The sequence below is a fragment of the Pseudoalteromonas sp. APC 3691 genome, assembly GCF_030408135.1.
GTDB lineage: Bacteria > Pseudomonadota > Gammaproteobacteria > Enterobacterales > Alteromonadaceae > Pseudoalteromonas.
In genome coordinates this window covers 1-19,132 of the sequence record NZ_JASDCB010000076.1, presented here as the reverse complement: position 1 = coordinate 19,132, position 19,132 = coordinate 1, and the positions used below count along the sequence as shown (strand labels likewise).

12 protein-coding genes and 2 pseudogenes are annotated in these 19,132 nt (G+C 39.9%); 7 read left to right on the top strand and 7 right to left on the bottom strand.

Annotated elements, in window-relative coordinates:
• A pseudogene (locus QL998_RS18115) lies at positions 1-233 on the top strand (IS4 family transposase); the annotation flags it as partial.
• Positions 234-305: 72 nt separating this feature from the next.
• Here the strand turns inward: QL998_RS18115 and QL998_RS18110 are convergent.
• Positions 306-644: a Grx4 family monothiol glutaredoxin gene (locus QL998_RS18110; RefSeq protein WP_004335359.1), complete on the bottom strand. Its 339-nt coding sequence runs from the start codon at positions 642-644 to the stop codon at positions 306-308.
• A 266-nt stretch (positions 645-910) separates the two neighbouring features.
• On the opposite strand from QL998_RS18110, the gene QL998_RS18105 reads away from it, so the two are divergent.
• The 4 genes from QL998_RS18105 to QL998_RS18090 all read left to right on the top strand — a co-directional run bounded on the left by QL998_RS18105 (position 911) and on the right by QL998_RS18090 (position 6,474).
• Complete coding sequence (locus tag QL998_RS18105) at positions 911-1,492, top strand: Fe-Mn family superoxide dismutase (protein ID WP_002960323.1); 582 nt, start codon at positions 911-913, stop codon at positions 1,490-1,492.
• A gap of 210 nt (positions 1,493-1,702) precedes the next feature.
• Positions 1,703-3,625: a PrkA family serine protein kinase gene (locus QL998_RS18100; RefSeq protein ID WP_182197258.1), complete on the top strand. Its 1,923-nt coding sequence runs from the start codon at positions 1,703-1,705 to the stop codon at positions 3,623-3,625.
• Positions 3,626-3,656: 31 nt separating this feature from the next.
• On the top strand, positions 3,657-4,940 hold the full coding sequence (locus tag QL998_RS18095) for a YeaH/YhbH family protein (RefSeq protein ID WP_182197260.1): 1,284 nt from the start codon (positions 3,657-3,659) through the stop codon (positions 4,938-4,940).
• 19 nt (positions 4,941-4,959) lie between these two features.
• Positions 4,960-6,474 (top strand): SpoVR family protein, encoded by a 1,515-nt coding sequence (locus QL998_RS18090; RefSeq protein ID WP_290193213.1) that lies wholly within the window; start codon positions 4,960-4,962, stop codon positions 6,472-6,474.
• A 115-nt stretch (positions 6,475-6,589) separates the two neighbouring features.
• Here the strand turns inward: QL998_RS18090 and QL998_RS18085 are convergent, their stop codons facing one another.
• The gene (locus tag QL998_RS18085; RefSeq protein WP_290193212.1) at positions 6,590-7,561 is read right to left on the bottom strand and encodes a diguanylate cyclase; all 972 of its coding nucleotides are present in this window, start codon (positions 7,559-7,561) and stop codon (positions 6,590-6,592) included.
• A gap of 3 nt (positions 7,562-7,564) precedes the next feature.
• Positions 7,565-8,569 carry a response regulator gene (locus QL998_RS18080; RefSeq protein ID WP_010553397.1) on the bottom strand — a complete coding sequence of 335 codons (1,005 nt, stop codon included), beginning with the start codon at positions 8,567-8,569 and terminating at the stop codon, positions 7,565-7,567.
• Positions 8,570-8,802: 233 nt separating this feature from the next.
• Between QL998_RS18080 and tpx the strand changes: the two genes are divergently transcribed.
• Positions 8,803-9,384 (top strand): thiol peroxidase, encoded by a 582-nt coding sequence (tpx, locus tag QL998_RS18075; protein WP_290193211.1) that lies wholly within the window; start codon positions 8,803-8,805, stop codon positions 9,382-9,384.
• An 88-nt stretch (positions 9,385-9,472) separates the two neighbouring features.
• Here the strand turns inward: tpx and adk are convergent, their stop codons facing one another.
• Complete coding sequence (gene adk, locus QL998_RS18070; RefSeq protein ID WP_010553395.1) at positions 9,473-10,117, bottom strand: adenylate kinase; 645 nt, start codon at positions 10,115-10,117, stop codon at positions 9,473-9,475.
• A gap of 188 nt (positions 10,118-10,305) precedes the next feature.
• On the bottom strand, positions 10,306-12,222 hold the full coding sequence (htpG, locus tag QL998_RS18065) for a molecular chaperone HtpG (protein WP_290193210.1): 1,917 nt from the start codon (positions 12,220-12,222) through the stop codon (positions 10,306-10,308).
• Positions 12,223-12,643: 421 nt separating this feature from the next.
• Here htpG and QL998_RS18060 point away from each other — a divergent pair, with 421 nt between their 5' ends.
• Positions 12,644-13,690: a DUF4325 domain-containing protein gene (locus tag QL998_RS18060; protein WP_290193209.1), complete on the top strand. Its 1,047-nt coding sequence runs from the start codon at positions 12,644-12,646 to the stop codon at positions 13,688-13,690.
• Between the two features lie 47 nt (positions 13,691-13,737).
• On the opposite strand, the gene QL998_RS18055 is transcribed toward QL998_RS18060, so the two are convergent.
• Both QL998_RS18055 and QL998_RS18050 read right to left on the bottom strand, forming a co-directional pair.
• Positions 13,738-18,870: an LPD5 domain-containing protein gene (locus QL998_RS18055; protein ID WP_290193208.1), complete on the bottom strand. Its 5,133-nt coding sequence runs from the start codon at positions 18,868-18,870 to the stop codon at positions 13,738-13,740.
• A gap of 29 nt (positions 18,871-18,899) precedes the next feature.
• A pseudogene (locus tag QL998_RS18050) lies at positions 18,900-19,132 on the bottom strand (IS4 family transposase); the annotation flags it as partial.

Genomic DNA, 19,132 nt, shown 5'->3' with positions numbered 1-19,132 from the left:
TGTTATCTCCCAAAGCATGGAAGTTATTGTGGTTAAAGAGAATAAAAACACCATTGCCTGAAACTGCTCCAAATATGTCATGGGCGTATCAGGAACTGGCAAAGTTAGGAGGCTGGAAAGATACCAAGCGCACAGGGCGTGCATCTGTGAAAGTGTTATGGCAAGGATGGCTTAAGTTACAAGCCATCCTGGAAGGCTACGATTTAGCAAAATCTCTTGAGTCAGACTTGTGATCAAGAGACAGCTTAAAAAGTGGCTTTGTGCTTAAAGAGCTTAATAACCTGATAGCAGGTTGAGTAATAAAATTACTCTGCGTCAGCTTCTTTATATTTAGCAGCAGTTTCTGTAATTAACGGCTGTAATTCACCGCGTTGAAACATTTCGATAATAATGTCACAACCACCAACTAATTCGCCATCTACCCATAATTGCGGGAATGTTGGCCAATTTGCGTATGCTGGAAGCTCAGCACGAATGTCTGGATTAAGTAAAATATCAACGTATGCAAATGGTTCACCACATGACATTAACGCTTGCGATGCTTGTGAAGAAAAACCACAATTTGGTAATTTTGGTGACCCTTTCATGAAAAGGATTATTGGGTTTTCTGAAATTTGCTGTTTAATTTTATCAATGGTTTCCATCTACAACCTCAAAGTAACGATAGCTAAATATATTTAGGTCTTGAAAATAACTCATCGTGACCACAAATATATAACTTAAAATGGGCAAATAAAGCCGCAATTGAAATAGTCTTTCGCAATAGCATTGCTGTTTGCTTAAACTTGAGTAAAATACTCAACAATTATAGTAACACTATATTACCGCTTGGTATAGGTAACTGCTCTGTTTCAACAGGCATTACGTATTACCAAATGGACTATCAACCAAAGAAGATGGAGATAAAAAAATGGCATTTGAACTACCGTCACTACCATATGCAATCGACGCACTTGAGCCACATATTTCAAAAGAAACGCTAGAGTTTCACCATGGTAAACACCACAACACATACGTGGTTAAGCTTAATGGTTTAATCCCTGGTACTGAGTTTGAAAACAAATCTCTAGAAGAGATCGTATGTTCATCAGAAGGCGGCGTATTTAACAACGCAGCACAAATCTGGAACCATACTTTTTACTGGAACAGCTTATCTCCAAACGGCGGCGGCGAGCCTACTGGCGCAGTTGCTGATGCAATCAACGCTAAATGGGGTTCTTTTGATGCGTTTAAAGATGCATTAAATGACAAAGCAGTAAATAACTTTGGTTCAAGCTGGACGTGGTTAGTTAAGCTTGCTGATGGTTCACTAGACATCGTTAATACATCTAACGCTGCTACACCATTAACTGATGATGGCGTTACTCCAATCCTTACAGTGGATTTATGGGAACACGCTTACTACATTGATTACCGTAACGTTCGTCCAGATTACCTTAAAGGTTTTTGGTCGCTTGTTAACTGGGAATTCGCGAACGCTAACTTCGCTTAATTAGCCTTTAAACGCTAATGTAAAAAAGACGCTTAGGCGTCTTTTTTTGTTTCTTATTTATCACACCCAAGCGCCTCATCATTTAATAAAACACTTTTAGTAACATGATCTTTTTTCACTTAAATTTTTAATTTTATTGCACAAAAATACAGATTCGTGACTAGACTTTAAAAGGTAAGCACCTTTTTACAGCGGGTTTCGGAGGTTATTATGACGATTTTTGAGCATTACCAAGCACGATACGAAGCGGCACAGGAAGAAGAATACAGTATCGCTGAATTTCTTGAGATTTGTAAAACCGATAAGTCTGCCTACGCCAGCGCACCAGAACGCCTACTCATGGCAATTGGCGAACCAAACATGGTAGATACCGCAACGGATGCACGACTAAGCCGGTTATTTTCTAATAGAGTAGTTGCGCGCTACCCTGCCTTTGCTGATTTTTATGGTATGGAAGACGCCATTGAGCAAATAGTCTCTTATTTAAAACACGCCGCCCAAGGGCTTGAAGAATGCAAACAAGTGCTTTATTTACTTGGACCTGTTGGTGGGGGTAAATCATCCATTGCTGAAAAACTAAAATATTTAATGCAACAAGTGCCTATTTATTCAATTAAAGGCTCACCGGTAAACGACCATCCTCTTGCATTATTTGACCCAATAGAGGACGCTGACGTACTTAAGAAAGAATACGGTATTAAACCGCGCTACTTAAAAACCATTATGTCGCCTTGGGCTGGCAAACGCTTAAAAGAGTTCAATGGTGATATTAGCCAGTTTAGAGTGGTTAAACGCTACCCTTCTATTTTAAACCAAATAGGCATTGCCAAAACCGAACCAGGAGATGAAAACAACCAAGATATTTCAGCACTGGTTGGTAAGGTCGATATTCGCCAGCTTGAGCACTTTGCCCAAAACGATCCTGATGCATACGCCTACTCTGGCTCCTTATGTTTAGCTAACCAAGGGCTGATGGAATTTGTAGAAATGTTTAAAGCGCCTATTAAAGTGCTGCATCCTTTACTTACCGCAACCCAAGAAGGTAACTATAACGGCACAGAAGGCATTAGTGCCCTGCCCTTTAATGGCATGATCCTCGCTCACTCGAATGAGTCTGAGTGGCAAACCTTTAAAAACAATAAAAACAACGAAGCATTTTTAGACCGTGTTTATATTGTAAAAGTCCCTTATTGCTTACGTGTAACTGAAGAAATTAAAATTTACGACAAATTACTTGAGCACAGCGAGCTATACAACGCGCCATGTGCACCGGGTACACTTAAAACATTGGCGCAATTTACGACGCTATCACGTTTAAAAGAGCCAGAAAATTCAAGTATCTATTCTAAAATGCGGGTATACGATGGCGAGACCCTAAAAGACACCGACCCTAAAGCAAAATCGTATCAAGAGTATCGTGATTACGCAGGTGTTGATGAAGGTATGACGGGGCTCTCTACCCGCTTTGCGTTTAAAATTTTGTCCCGTGTGTTTAACTTTGATACCACTGAGGTTGCTGCAAATCCGGTGCATTTGTTCTATGTACTTGAGCAACAGATAGAGCGCGAGCAATTTTCAAGTGAAATAGAAGAGCGTTATTTAAGCTTTTTAAAAGGCTATTTAATTCCACAATATGTCGAGTTTATAGGTAAAGAACTGCAAACCGCTTATTTAGAATCGTATTCGGAATATGGACAAAATATTTTTGACCGTTATGTTATTTATGCAGATTTTTGGATACAAGACCAAGAATATCGCGACCCCGATACAGGACAGCTATTTGACCGCGCAGCGCTAAACGCTGAACTTGAAAAAATAGAAAAGCCAGCGGGTATTTCTAATCCTAAAGATTTTCGTAATGAAATAGTGAACTTTGTACTGCGTGCCCGCGCACACAACAACGGGAAAAACCCACTATGGACAAGCTACGAAAAACTACGCACGGTGATTGAGAAAAAAATGTTCTCTAATACCGAAGATTTACTCCCTGTTATTTCGTTTAATACTAAAACGTCTGCAGAGGATCAGCAAAAGCACGAAGACTTTGTGAACCGTATGGTCGAAAAAGGCTATACACAAAAACAAGTTCGCTTGCTTTCTGAGTGGTATTTACGGGTTAGAAAATCGCAATAACCTTCATAGTCGTAGTATATAGGAGGTCAATATGGCGCATTTTATAGATAGGCGTTTAAACGGAAAAAATAAAAGTACGCTTAATCGCCAGCGCTTTATTAGGCGCTATAAAAAACAAATTAAAGAAGCGGTTTCAGATGCGATTAACAAACGCAGCGTTACCGATTCAAGCTCTGGTGAGAGTATTTCTATTCCACAACGCGATATCAGCGAACCTACATTTCATCAAGGGCAAGGCGGGAATAGAGAACAAATTCACCCGGGTAACGATCAGTTTTCTACAGGTGATAAAATTGAGCGCCCTAAAGGCGGACAAGGCGGTGGTGCCGGTGAAGGTGACGCCAGCGATTCGGGCGAGGGACAAGATGAGTTTGTATTTTCAATATCAAAAGATGAATACCTTGATTTACTGTTTGAAGATCTAGAACTTCCTAACTTACAAGAGAACCAGCTTGATAAGTTAGTGCAAATGAAAACCCATCGCGCAGGTTTTTGTAGCGACGGCATGCCAAGTAATATTGACATTGTCCGCTCTCTTCAAGGCTCGCTTGCCCGCCGTGTGGCAATGAGTGCAGGTAAAAAACGCCGTTTAAAAGAGCTTGAAAAACAACTTGATGCGTTGCTTGATGAGCAACATAGCGATAAAGCGGCAATTGCTTTATTACAAAAAGAAATTGCAGCATTAAAAGTGCAAATTAAGTCGGTTCCGTTTATTGATAACTACGATTTACGTTTTCGTAATTACGAAAAGCGCCCTCACCCCACCAGCAAAGCCGTGATGTTTTGTATTATGGATGTGTCAGGCTCAATGGATCAGCCAACAAAAGACATGGCAAAGCGTTTTTATATTTTGCTCTATCAATTTTTAACGCGCAGTTATAAAGACATAGAAGTTGTTTATATTCGCCACCACACACAGGCTAAAGAAGTTGACGAACAAGAGTTTTTTTACTCCCAAGAAACTGGCGGCACTATTGTTTCGAGCGCTCTTAAATTAATGAACGAAATAATAAAAGAGCGTTATCACGCAAATGAGTGGAATGTATACGCCGCACAAGCCTCTGATGGCGATAACTGGGCGGACGACACCCCGCAGTGTGGTGAAATATTACGTAATAAGCTCTTAAGCGCAGTACGTTATTTTGCTTATATTGAAATAACCACTCGTGCTCATCAAAGCCTATGGCGCGAATATGAATCTATAACACACAGCCATAATAATTTCGCCATACAGCATATTCAAAGCGTTGAAGATATTTACCCAATTTTTAGGGAGCTATTTAAAAAAGGTCGTCAACAGCAAAACTCTGCATAGCCAAAAGCGAGGTAGCATTATGAATGATAAACGATTGAGTGATGGCCCAGATTGGACCTTTGATTTATTAGATGAGTACCAAGGTGAAATTGCCCGTGTTGCAGCTCACTATAGGTTAGACACCTACCCTAATCAAATTGAAGTGATAACCGCAGAGCAAATGATGGATGCTTATTCAAGCGTTGGTATGCCTATTGGCTACAGTCATTGGTCTTACGGTAAGAAATTTATCCAAACAGAGCAAAATTATAAGCGCGGACAAATGGGTCTCGCTTACGAAACAGTGATAAATTCAGACCCTTGTATTGCGTACTTAATGGAAGAAAACACCCTACCTATGCAAGCGCTTGTAATGGCACATGCGTGTTACGGACATAACTCATTTTTTAAAGGTAATTACTTATTTAAAACCTGGACCGATGCAGGCTCAATTATTGATTACTTGGTATTTGCTAAAAACTACATAAGCCGCTGTGAAGAAAAGCATGGTATTACACAAGTAGAAGCCCTACTCGACTCATGTCATGCATTAATGAATTACGGGGTCGATCGCTACAAACGTCCACAACAAATATCGCTATTTGAAGAGCAAAAACGCCAACAAGAGCGCGAAGACTACCTTCAATCGCAAGTAAACGAATTATGGCGAACTATTCCTGAGCAACAGCAAGAAACCAAAAAGAAAGTCCGCCATTTCCCTTCTGAACCTCAAGAAAATATTTTGTATTTTATTGAAAAAAATGCCCCATTACTCGATTCTTGGCAACGTGAAGTGATACGTATTGTACGTAAAATTTCGCAATACTTTTACCCACAAAAACAAACTCAAGTAATGAACGAAGGCTGGGCAACTTTTTGGCATTACACCATCCTTAATCACTTATATGATGAGGGAAAGCTCACCGACTCTTTCATGTTAGAGTTTCTACAAAGCCACACCAACGTAGTTTATCAGCCACCTTATAACAGTAAATATTATTCAGGCATTAACCCATATGCTTTAGGCTTTAATATGATGGTTGATATTCGCAGAATATGTGAACACCCAACTGAAGAAGATAAACGCTGGTTTCCTGAATATGCAGGTAGTAACTGGCTAGATACACTGCATTTTGCAATGGAAAACTTTAAGGATGAGAGTTTTATTAGCCAGTTTTTATCGCCTAAGTTAATTCGTGATTTTAAATTATTTACTATTATTGACCATACTAATAATCCCCATTTAGAGATTGGCGCAATACATAACGACAACGGCTATAAGGCAGTGAGAGAAGCACTCTCAGCGCAGTATAATTTAAGTAATCATGAACCTAATATTCAAGTGTATGATGTTGATATTAGAGGTGACCGTTCGCTAACCCTACGCTATGTGCCTCATAACAATATTCCTTTAGCAAACTCGCACGAAGAAGTACTCAAGCATCTTTATAGGCTATGGGGCTTTAAAGTAAAACTAGAACAGGAGTCAAGTTCTGATGAAGACTCTATAATTGGTCAGTGTCCAGTCGATGACTCTCGCCATACAACACAATAGTAAGGGACAATAAGGCTTTTCATATTGATTGGTTTCCATACTGATTGGATTGGCTCATCAAACTATACAAATACAGTATTGTTTACTCCTAAATTCTAGATATAAAAAATGACGCTTAAGCGTCATTTTTTATATCTGTATAGGCTGTTACTCTGTTTCGGCCTGTATTTTTTGAGTGATATAACGCTTTATCGGCAGCTTCTATCCAACGCTCATGATTTTTAAAATCATTACTATTGCCAGCAAAGCCGATGCTCACCGTCATTTTTATTTCAAAATGTTTATACTTAACTGGATTTGACTCTATATGTACTCTTAAACGTTCAGCAAATATAGTCGCCCCCTCTTTATCTGTATCAAGTAAAGTTACTACAAACTCTTCACCACCGTAACGGCCAGCTATATCTGTTTCACGCAGTGTAGTACGTAATAAGTTTGATAGATGACGGAGCGCTTCATCGCCGCAACTATGCCCGTATTCATCATTTATTTTTTTAAAGTGATCAATATCAAACATTAATAATGTACTACAGCCACCACTTCGCTTAACTCTTAAAAACTCTTGGCGTAGCGTACCTTCCCAATGTCCACGATTTGCAAGCTGCGTTAAACTATCTGTTTGACTAACTTGTTCTAATTTTTTGTTTAACTCTTCAAGCTCTTTTTTATTTACCGCAACATCGGTCACATCGTACAAAATAATACAAATATGGCTAACTTCACCCATCGTATTAGTAAGAGGGATGAATGTCGCATTTTGATACATGTAATCAGCTTTACCAGTAATAGGTCGATAATTTTTAAATCTAAAAATGTATGGCTGCTGCTCCCAAATAGTAAAAGAGCGGTTTTTTAAAACAAAAACCGATTCTGATTTACTTCTAAACCATTTTTCGTCTATTGCTGGAAATAAATCAAATAGATCTTTATCTTTTACTGCGCTTGGTAGAAGCCCTGAATGGTTTTCCATAAAACCATTCCATACACACACCTTATAATCCCTATCGAGTACCACAAGGCCTACATCAACGGTATTAAACATATCCATAAACCAATGGATCTCATTCATTTCTAAATCAGCAGCCATAACTTAATCTTCTAATAGGTAAGCAACTTTATACTTCAAAGTTTTAAGTGAATCTTCAGTAAATAACAACATGAGATCGCAATTTATATCATGGTTTTCAATACCGTAACTAATCTCTATAGCAAGCGTGCGCTGCCAACGTGACTTATTTGATTTAACTAACTCAGACACGTCTCTGTGCTGACCAAGTACTATGGGGTGTCCTTGGCTAAATGACATATCAAGCTGCTTTGAAAGACCCGTTAAAATGGCACCTATCAAAATATTACTAATATCCATAAGCAGTTCAAGTTCAACTTTGTCGTTTAACTCGCCGTCATAATTCATCAATGAAGCTATTTCTTTAAAGCTTGAATCATTTAAAAGTAATAGTGCCTCGCCCGAAATGCCACCGCCAATAAAGCCTTGGCACACACCCGATGTAGCAGCGTTATTATCAATAGAGCGTAGCGCCATATCGAGTTCGTTAACTTCTAAAATATTTACATTCGGAATTGGAAGCTTTACAAACACATTAAGCAGGCGCGCAAGCAAATCCCCAGCCTGCCCCATAGCAACGTTAGTGAGTTCTTGGTATATATCACGTACATCAGGGTCAACTTGCTCTCCTAGTGAATGAGAGAGACGTTCACGCATGGCTTTGTCTTTAATTCCATGGTGTTCAATTATGCTGGCTAGTTTTTCGGGGGAACATGGTTTTTGAATAAAATCGATAGCACCCAGTTCAAGCACTCTTTGGTGTGCACTTGGTTGAATGTCACCAGAGACAACAACAGTGAGTATATTAAGTCCCTGTTCTTTCATAGCTATTAATACTTCATAACCATCCATTTCTGGCATGTTTAAATCGAGAAAAAGTATCTCTGGTTCAATTAATTTTATCTGCTTTATGCAGTCAACGCCGTCAAGTGCAAATTCAACTTTAATATCCCAATCTTCAGGTAATGATCGAGCTAGCTGACGTCTAGCTAATTTTGAGTCATCACATATTAATACCGATGTTGACATATTATCTCTCTATTTCTAAACCCGTCATGAGCATTAAAGTCATTTTATAAAGGTTTTTATTTTTATTATTAAATATACCTTTTGTAACTGCATGTTAATCAAAGTTTAGCCCAGTTACAATTTTTATATCACAGAGCTAACCCTTATTCTGTCAAGCAGATTTAATCACTTGGTTACTATAGCGCAGTATAATACACTGACGCCCATTGCGTTAATTTAAAAGGAAATACCTTATGTTACGTTCACTTGCCTTTGCTTTGAGTGCATTTTGCTCCGTGGCTATTGCAGCCGACTATCCAGAAAACACGCTTGATGTAGGAAAAGTCTCCGCACAAGGCAAACCAGTAACTTTATTAGGCAAAGGTGTCTCAGTAGGTGATAGCGCGCCAAACTTCAAAGTAGTTGATGACAACTTCATCCCTGTAACGCTTGAGGATTACAAAGGCCAAGCTGTATTGATAAGTGTAGTGCCAAGTCTTGATACAGGTATTTGTAGCCTGCAAACTAAGCATTTCAATGAAAAAGTAGCCTCGCAATTTCCAAGTGTTGTAATGCTAACAATTAGTGCTGATTTACCATTTGCTCAAAAGCGTTTTTGCAAAGCTGAAAATATCGATAAAATCACTACGTTATCAGATTCTGTTTGGCGCGATTTTGGCCAAAAATACGGATTAATTATTAAAGATATGGGCTTATTAACGCGAACTGTATTTATTTTAGATGAAAGCCATAACGTCATTTATAAACAATTAGTTAGTAGTCTTTCAACTGAACCAGAATATAACAGCGTAATTGAGAAACTTGAAACGCTGTAAAGCCGATTAAATAGCATTGATTAAGCAATGCTAAACAGCCTTAAAACAAAAAACCGCCAATTGGCGGTTTTTTAATGTGCTTTTATAATTAACCTAAAAGCTCACCAAGTTGTGAACTAACAGCTTCAACAGCTTGTGTACCATCTAGTTTGTGGTATTGAGTATTACCAGCAGCAGCTTCTGCTTGGTAGTAATCAACTAATGGCATAGTTTGCTCGTGATAAATACCTAAACGTTTACGTACTGTTTCTTCAGTATCATCAGCGCGAACAATTAAGTCTTCCCCAGTTTCGTTGTCTTTACCTTCCACTTTTGGTGGATTATATACAATATGGTAAACACGACCAGAACCTGGATGAACGCGACGTCCACCCATACGTTCAACAATGACTTCATCAGCCACGTCAAATTCAATAACGTGATCAACCACTACGCCATTTTCTTTCATCGCATCAGCTTGAGGGATTGTACGCGGGAAGCCATCAAGTAAAAAACCTTTCTCACAATCAGCTTTAGTAATACGCTCTTTTACTAAACCAATAATAATATCGTCAGAAATTAGTTGACCAGCATCCATTACTTTTTTTGCTTCTAAGCCTAATGGCGTGCCCTCTTTAATTGCTGCACGTAACATGTCGCCAGTAGAAATTTGTGGAATACCGTATTTGTCCATTAAAAACTGAGCTTGAGTACCTTTACCTGCACCCGGCGCGCCCAAAAGAATAATGCGCATATTATTGTCCCCTAGTATGGATATTTATTTTAAAGCCTGAATTCTTCCACAAGCGCCGCCGATACTCAAGCAACTTATACTAATTGATGAGTTGTTGATGTATTTACAGCGCATTAAAAAAGGGAACATACGTTCCCTTTTATTTAAAGTATATAATTTATACTTTTATTAACTAAATAAGTAGTTAACTACTTACTTAGTTCAAGCATTAGCTTGTTTAAGCGAGTAACAAATCCTGTTGGATCTTTAAGTGTACCGCGTTCTGCAAGTAATGCTTGGTCTAATAAAACATGTGACCACTGTGAAAACTTATCTTCATCTTGTTCGTCATTTAAATGCTTAACAAGTTGGTGCTCTGGGTTTAGCTCAAACACAGGTTTTGCTTCTGGGGCTGCTTGACCTACAGACTCCATTAGCTTTTGCATTTGTGAGCTCATATCGTTGTCGTCGCTTACAACACACGCTGGAGAATCTGTTAAGCGGTGCGTAAAGCGTACTTCTTTAACGTCATCACCTAGTGCTGTTTTAATACGCTCAACAAGGCCAGCCATCTCTTTTTCAGACTCTTCTTGCGCTTTTTTAGTCTCTTCGTCGTCCAGCTTACCTAAATCTAAATCACCACGTGTGATTGACTGTAGTTGCTTATCAGCAAATTCAGTTAAGTGGCTCATCATCCACTCGTCAACACGGTCACTTAGTAACAATACTTCAATCCCTTTTTTGCGGAAAATCTCTAAATGAGGAGAATTTTTCGCAGAAGTAAATGTATCAGCTACTACATAGTAAATTTTGTCTTGGCCTTCGTTCATACGCTCAACATATTGCTCAAGCGACACATCTTGCGTTTCTGAATCAGTATGAGTAGACGAAAAACGTAGTAGCTTACATACGGCTTCTTTATTTGCCGCATCTTCAGCTGGGCCTTCTTTCATTACTTGGCCAAACTCATTCCAAAATACTTGGTAATCGTCAGCTTTGTTTTTAGCCATACGCTCAAGCATTTTAATAATGCGCGATGTACACCCTTTACGAATAGCTTGCGTTACTTTGTTGTCTTGTAGAATTTCACGAGATACGTTTAGAGGTAAATCGTTTGAATCTAGTAAACCTTTCACAAAACGAAGGTAGCTTGGCATGAACTGCTCAGCATCATCCATTACAAATACACGTTGTACGTAAAGCTTTAAGCCACTTTGACGTTCACGGTTCCATAAATCGAAAGGTGCTTTTTTAGGGATGTATAAAAGGCTCGTGTATTCAGTTTTACCTTCAACCTTATTATGTGCCCAGCTAAGTGGATCTTCCCAGTCGTGGCTTACGTGCTTGTAAAACTCTTTGTATTCTTCATCAGAAAGCTCTGACTTATCACGCGTCCACAATGCAGTTGCACGGTTAATGCTTTCCCACTCACCTGGTACTGCTGGAATTTTTTCGCCGTCTTCGCCTTCAGACTCTGGTACTTCTGCTTTAAACATTTGTACAGGTGTTGAAATATGGTCTGAGTATTTTGTAACAATGCCACGTAAGCGGTAATCGTCAGCAAATTCTTTTTCTTCATCACGAAGATGTAAAATAATGTCGGTACCACGGCCTTCTTTTTCAATTTCTTGAAGCGTGTATTCGCCTTCACCTTGAGATTCCCACTCGTAAGCGGTTGTTTCACCGGCTTTACGTGTACGAACAGTTACTAAATCAGCAACAATAAATGCTGAGTAAAAACCAACACCAAATTGACCAATTAATTGTGAATCTTTACTTTGATCACCCGTTAAGTTTTTGAAAAACTCAGCAGTACCCGACTTTGCAATAGTACCCAATGAGCTTATTACTTCATCACGTGTCATACCAATACCGTTATCAGAAATGGTAATTGTATTTGCTTCTTTATCTGCGCTAATACGAACACGTAAATCGGCATCACCTTGGTAAAGGTCGCCTTGAGATAGCGCTAAAAAGCGTAACTTGTCTGCCGCATCTGATGCGTTTGACACAAGTTCGCGTAAAAATATTTCTTTATTAGAATAAAGAGAATGAATCATTAAGTTGAGTATCTTACCCGCGTCCGTTCCAAACTCATGTTTTGTAATGTCTTTTTTATTTGTCATAATGTTACCTTTCATTATTTGGTACACACTTTGGTACACAAGTGAATAATTGAAGTTCTTACCATGACTGAAATATTGTGCTTGTTGGTGGGTATTTCAAGGGGTGTTTGCAAATTTGTCGTAGACTTAACAACAAACCTATTATAGCTTTATTAGGCAATAATAATACAGCACGACATTATGATTGTAGGTTGATGACTCGAAACTCTGTAAAAGCTCGCTTAATTGCGGGCTTTTTGTTTTCCATAAACAACATAAACTTATAAGTTAATTTAACCATGCATAACAAGTTAAAGCGCCTTTGTTAACAAGGTATTTTATCATTCATTACAAGTTTATATTAAAATATATAGTAGTTTTATATCTATTTCTGTATATTGAATTTACAATTAACACATACCAAGTAGATAAGTGGCTTAAAATGGAACTTCATCAAAGTTATTGCTTAGTTAAACAACTTACAATGAACGAAAGACAAATTCTATCTTTCATAGCTAAAGATGTACCACACCTAACCAAAGTCTGCGAAGTAGCACTAGGTGTAACGAGGCAAACCGTTGGCAAGACGATTAATAATTTAATTGACCGCGGATATATAGAGGCGCATGGGAACACTAGCGCAAGAACATATAAACTAGGAAGAAATAGAGCTCATATAGAATCATTTGAAATGGACTCAAAAAATAAGCTCGATGAACACGTAATATGGGAGAAATTTGAACATATTTTCGAAACTCTTCCGAAGAATGTTTTCGACGTTTGCTTCTATGGCTTTACTGAAATGGTAAATAATGCAATTGATCACTCTGACGCTGCTCAATTGAAAGTTTGTGCCAGCATTAATGATGGTGAAGTCGATATAATGGTTCACGATTATGGCGAAGGTATATTTAAAAGAATTGCTCGATTAAAAGGCCTTAGCAGTGAAAAAGAATCAATATTGGAGCTATCTAAGGGTAAGTTAACAACAGATCCAGATAATCATACTGGCGAGGGTATTTACTTTACCTCTAGAGTTTTCGAGCATTTTTATATTTACTCATCTGGGCATTTCTTTAATCATGATAAAGATAGTGTCCATGATTTTTTACTTGAACATAACCATGATGTGGAGGGTACAATTGTGGAAATGCAAATTAGGTCAGATAGCAACATTAGTCAACAGCAAGTTTTTAACGAATATGCTCCCGCAGATGAGTTTTCGTTTTCAAAGACTGTAGTACCTATTCGTCTAGCTATCCAGGGTAAAGAAAACCTGGTATCTAGATCTCAAGCTAAGCGTGTACTGTCTAGCTTAGATAAGTTCAAGATTGTTATGTTAGATTTCAGTGAAATAGATACTATTGGTCAGGCTTTTGCCGATGAGATATTTCGCGTTTTCGCGAAGAAGCACCCTAGTATTGTAATTCATGCAATCAATACAAATGAAACTGTTGAACGCTGGATAAGTAGAGCTCGAAGCTCATAGCAAAAAGCCCGCTTAATCGCGGGCTTTTTGTTGGCTATTATAAATAGTTAATCCTTACTAGTTATACGGTTAAATCGACTTCTTATTTCCCTTGCTGATTCATTGTCCATTATTAATTGAGCTCGTTTCACAGCGCTTTCATATGATGTGTCAGATAAATTAACCGGTGGCACTCGCCCTTGTAGTAAAAAACCAACATTACGCTTGCTAATTCCTGCGAGCAATAATATTCGAACAACTTGAGGGCGGCTTGCCCCACCAGTTTGCGCAGCCTGAATTAAACGGGACATTTGCTTAAATGCCTGCTCCTGCTTTGATTTTGCCCGCTCTTTGGCAGCGCTTATCTCGCCATCTGACACCTTATTGGGATCTCTTAGTACACCGCTTAGCTCTTTTCTAGCCTCTGCAATTGAGCTGTTAAAGTCAAAGGTCCGATAATAAAGGCTAACCTTGGGATCAAATGTTGAACTACGAAACCCCATTAGTGCCAGCATTTCATCAGGCAAACTATATGGCTTACCTGTCGAGCGCTTAACGTCACCTGCCGCCATGCCTATTCGCCAAGCATTATTTACTGCGCCTGGCGCTAGTCCTAATGCTAAGTGCCCTGCAATATCTGCACTTTTACGAATGGCCGTATCGTTTTCTTTATAAACTTGCCCACCGCTTTGCTTTTTATTGCTAAGCACTTCAAGTATTTTCCCTGCGGTTATATCGGCGCCTAAGAATGGCGAAATCATATCGCTTAATGATGATGCTATCGCCTTATCTACTGGCTGATCTCGCATCATCGCTTCTATAGGGCGCTTCCAATATCCGTACGGGTCTAAGAATGACATATCAAAATAACGTAAATTCCCATCGCTATCCCTACCCGCATAAACGAAAGTTGAGTTTTTTTGCCAATCAGCTGTCATATCCCTAAGCGCTTCTTCTTCATCATCCGTCACACCAAACATTGCTGCGCTGAGGGCTGATAAAGCAAACATGCCACCACTTGCCATAGTTATACCTACAATTCGCTTTGCTCCCATAGCGCGTACTTTAGGGTTTTCTGATTTAATTTCACTAGCAGCAAGCTTGATCATATTGCCAGTAGTTCTAACTATTTCAGCGGGGAATGAAACGAACGTGCCGGCTAGTGGAAATCTTGACAGCCAAACCCCCGCTTTGCCAACACGGCTATATGTTGGGTAGGTATCTTGTATTCGCTCTGCGGCCACTGATTCGGCCTCGCCTTGCGGCATGCCTGTTCTTATGAGTGCTGCCTTTTCGTTTTCAAAGCCGACAATCTTCCAAAAGTCATCGCCAAAGCGATAAAAGCCTGTCGCCTTGTCAGTCAGCCATCGCAAGCTTTCAAATGCAGCTCCGCCTTTGCCCTCAAGCATTTGGCTTATCTTTCCGTCGGTCATCATTTTGACCATTTCACCGGCGTTTGCTGAGTCATACAAAACACCTAGCTTAATAAGGCGTTTGATATAATCAGACTCGCCATCAGTAACCTTACCTTTAACTTGCGCATTAAAAGCTGATACGGCTTGCTTCATATACTTTTGATTAAAGTGACCATTTGCAACTGTGAAAAAGTAAGATGACATAACGTTACGCATCGCCGTTGTTGGCGATAAAACTGTCTTGCCATATTTTATAAAGCCATTAATTCGTATCGCTGTATCGAGCCACCCTTCGCCGCCGCCAGCTCCCATTGCATCCTCAAATGCCTCTTTTATTTCTGGCGTGGTCCACATGCCATTCAATGGCGAGTAAACCTCAGATTTTTCGCCGGCCAATTGAACAGTTGCCTCTGGCGGTCGAGTGTCTTTTTCAAAAATAAAATTATTGATGCCCATATCGCGTATTGTACTTAGCAACTTGTCGCTTGCGATCATAGAGGACATTTTTGATACTGACTTAGCGTAGTTGATCCGTGGGTCGGCGTATTCGCCCAGTAAAGCTCTAATTTCTGGCGATATATCCTTTCTCGGAATTAGAGTGGAAAGATCTTTAGAGCCAAGCTTGCTCTCGGCAATAAACGAGCCCAGGCTTTCATAAGCTGTACCAGTTTTTACTATTTCATTTAAAGTAACCTGCGCTTTATTTTGAGCTTCTTCAGCTGTGCTCCCATCTCGCTTATACTGATTAATTAAGTATGTACGGGCATCATCAATAACTTTGGTGGGGATCTTCTTAAACCACTCCTTATCGTCAAATGCCTTGTAACTACGGTTTAAATATTTCCCTATATTGCCTAACATTTTTTCAAGGCGAGCAGCTTCTTTGGGATCGGCCACTCCGTCCTCTGCCAATCGCTGCTGCAGCTTATTATTTACGCTTGATACATAGTCACGCGTCAGGCCGTCCACATGTTCCCGCATAAGAACTAGCGCATCACGCTCGCTTTGCCCAAGCGTAGAGCCATCATTTTCGCCGGTTAAAAACTGGTGATATTTAGCCCACTGATCATCAGTAAGCCTATCAGGATTAATATTTGCAGACTTTATTGCTGAATTTAACTTCCCTACCAGCATTGATATATCAAACTCATGCACAGCTACATCGCGATCTCGCCCTCTAACGGCCTGCTTAACCGTTTCCGGCATGTTTCCGCCTGGCATTATCCATCGTGATAATTGCCGCTTGATTTTGCTTCCCGCTGTTTTATCGGTTTCGCGAAGTTGGGCGTTTAGCGATTCCCATTCTGGCACTCTTGATTTTTCAAAGCGGCTCTCACGGTTGATTGCTTTTTTTATAGCCTCTGATATTTTGCTTGATGTTTGGCTGTTGCCATTGCTGGCTGTGCGGCTGAATTTCTTATCGGATTGGCTATAAGCCATCTCAGCCTGGCTACTGGTCATTGGCTCACGCTGCGCTTTAAATCCTTTAACTATGCTTTCTAGCATTTCACGCATTGCTGTTAGTTCGGTATCTTCGCTATAAGCCAGGCCTACTTTATCAAGCTGTGCACGTATAAAGCGTTTAAGTGCTTGCCACCAATATTTAAGCTCACCTTTAGTGGGTTCGTTTTCTACAAAGCGGGCAAATATCTCTTCGGCTTTTACGTCCTGGCTTGCATCCCAGTAGTCGTTGTTTGCGTCCTTCCAGTATTTCTCAAATGCTTTACGGCCCTTAGTAGCTTTTATGCGATCAATAAATGCTTGCTTAGCATCTTTACCAATAACAGTGTCAAGGCCGCCGTGCGCTATTGTTTCGTGCGCTAGGGTTTGCTTCAAGTCGCTTTCACTGTCGATGTTTTCGGCTATCACATACACTGTTTTACTGTTTTCGCTGTAAGCACCTTTAACTGTCGCACCGTCCAAACTCATACGCCATAGCTTTTCTGCGGTAGCGGTGTCCTCCAATATACTTACTGTGATCCCGTTAGCACCTTTTAAGCTTTTAACAAACTCATCAGCAATACTCTGGGCTTTCTCAGCGCTTATTGACTTACTAGTGTTAAGGTTTTTAGATTTTGAGAATAACCGTATGCCTTCGCTGGTGTTTTCACTTTCTATAGTGTCGAACAATGTTTGATATGCAGCATTTATTCCCTGTTGCTCTGCTTTATTTGGGTATGGATATGAGTTACTAGACTCAAAGCCTAGTGACTCTGCCGCTGTCCACGCTTCATCAGCTAGAACGTTAGCAAGGTAGTCGTTTTCTATACCTTGCTGGCTTAGCTTGTCTATTATGTAAGTTTCAAATGAACGCGCTGTCATTTCTATTGTCGTTGCCCAATAAGCTTTAGAGCGCCTGGTGTCTAATTGCTTTGAGCGCTCAGGCAATCCGCTTTGCACGATGGCATTTCTTACATGTTTAAAAGCGTTTGCCATTTCAGGGCGAATTTCATCTGTGGATAGTGTGTATGGCGACTCAGTTATAAACTCTGTGTTAGGCCTTTGCTTACCAAAGTAGTTATCCAGTGCGTGCCACCATTCGTGCGCTAGAGAACCTGCACCGGCTTTTTTAGTAAGGTTAATAACAACGCTGTTTGGTTCGTAATGTGCAGCTGCAGGATTTTTTCCACCTTTACCTCGCGCACCAAATGCGAGCCCTAGCTTACCGTTTAAACTTAATGCTTTTGGTGGTAAGTCTAATGCTTCAGCTAAATCCATTAATCCATCGTAAGCTTGGTTTAGATTCTTTTGGCGCTTAGCTTGTTCTACCCAATTACCAAATTCTACACCTCTAAAACCAAACGTTTCACCAAACGTATCAGGCGTTACATTTTCAGCATAGCGTTCTGGTCCTATGCGCTCAGCATTAACCGGCTTACGCATACTAGGTGTTTCTTTTATTTTCTGTAGCGTTTGCTCGACTTCTTCGCGATTATTTTTAAGGTGATCTCTGGCTGCACCTAAATCATCAAATGACTTTATTTTTAAAACACCGCCTGCACCTTTCCATCCTAAATAAATATCTTTAGTGTATCGATCACGGTAAACACTTATTTTGCTTTTTTTGCCACTTGTCGCATTAGCGTTGTCAGTCTGCTCGGCTTTGATTACTTTAGTTAGCAGTGCCTGTACGTCACTTAATGTTTCGCTAGCGCCATCATAAACAGGGCGCCCATTACGCTCTATAAAATAAAATACCTTGCTAGGCGAGTATGTTTTACCGCCAAATATAGAAAAACTACCAGAAGAAATTCGGTAATCTGCAACGTTTTTCAAGGTGTCAATATCAGCCTTTGCAATAGAAGGTATAGCGTCAACAACAGCGGCTAGCTTTGAGCTATGATTACGCATTCTTTGCATAACGCTTGCTACGTTACGATCACCACTTATTAAGTCTGCGGCAAATGACTTTAACGTATTAACTTTTTCAGCCCATCTTGCAACCTTACGAGCAACTCGTGGCTTTGATGGTATTTCACTTCTCATTGCAGCAATTAGCGCTGCTGACTCCGCATTAGCTCCTTTTTCTACAAGCTCTTTGTAGTTAGGCTCAGGCCATGCTTTGCTTAATGGTAACTCAGTCGTGCTTTTCTGATCTTGTATTGCATCACTAAAACCACCCCATGCATCTTTACGTGCGCCGCCTAGCTTTTCGCCAAAGTCATCAATGCTTTCTTGTAGGCTAGCTTGTTCTTTCTTGTTTGATGGCTGCTTGACTGTTGCTTGACTATTTTCCGCTGGGATCGTGTCGCTATTAAGTTGCCCTGTTATCTTTGATTCAGGCAAAGAAAAACCGCTCTTAGGCTGTCTCTTGATCACAAGTCTGACTCAAGAGATTTTGCTAAATCGTAGCCTTCCAGGATGGCTTGTAACTTAAGCCATCCTTGCCATAACACTTTCACAGATGCACGCCCTGTGCGCTTGGTATCTTTCCAGCCTCCTAACTTTGCCAGTTCCTGATACGCCCATGACATATTTGGAGCAGTTTCAGGCAATGGTGTTTTTATTCTCTTTAACCACAATAACTTCCATGCTTTGGGAGATAACA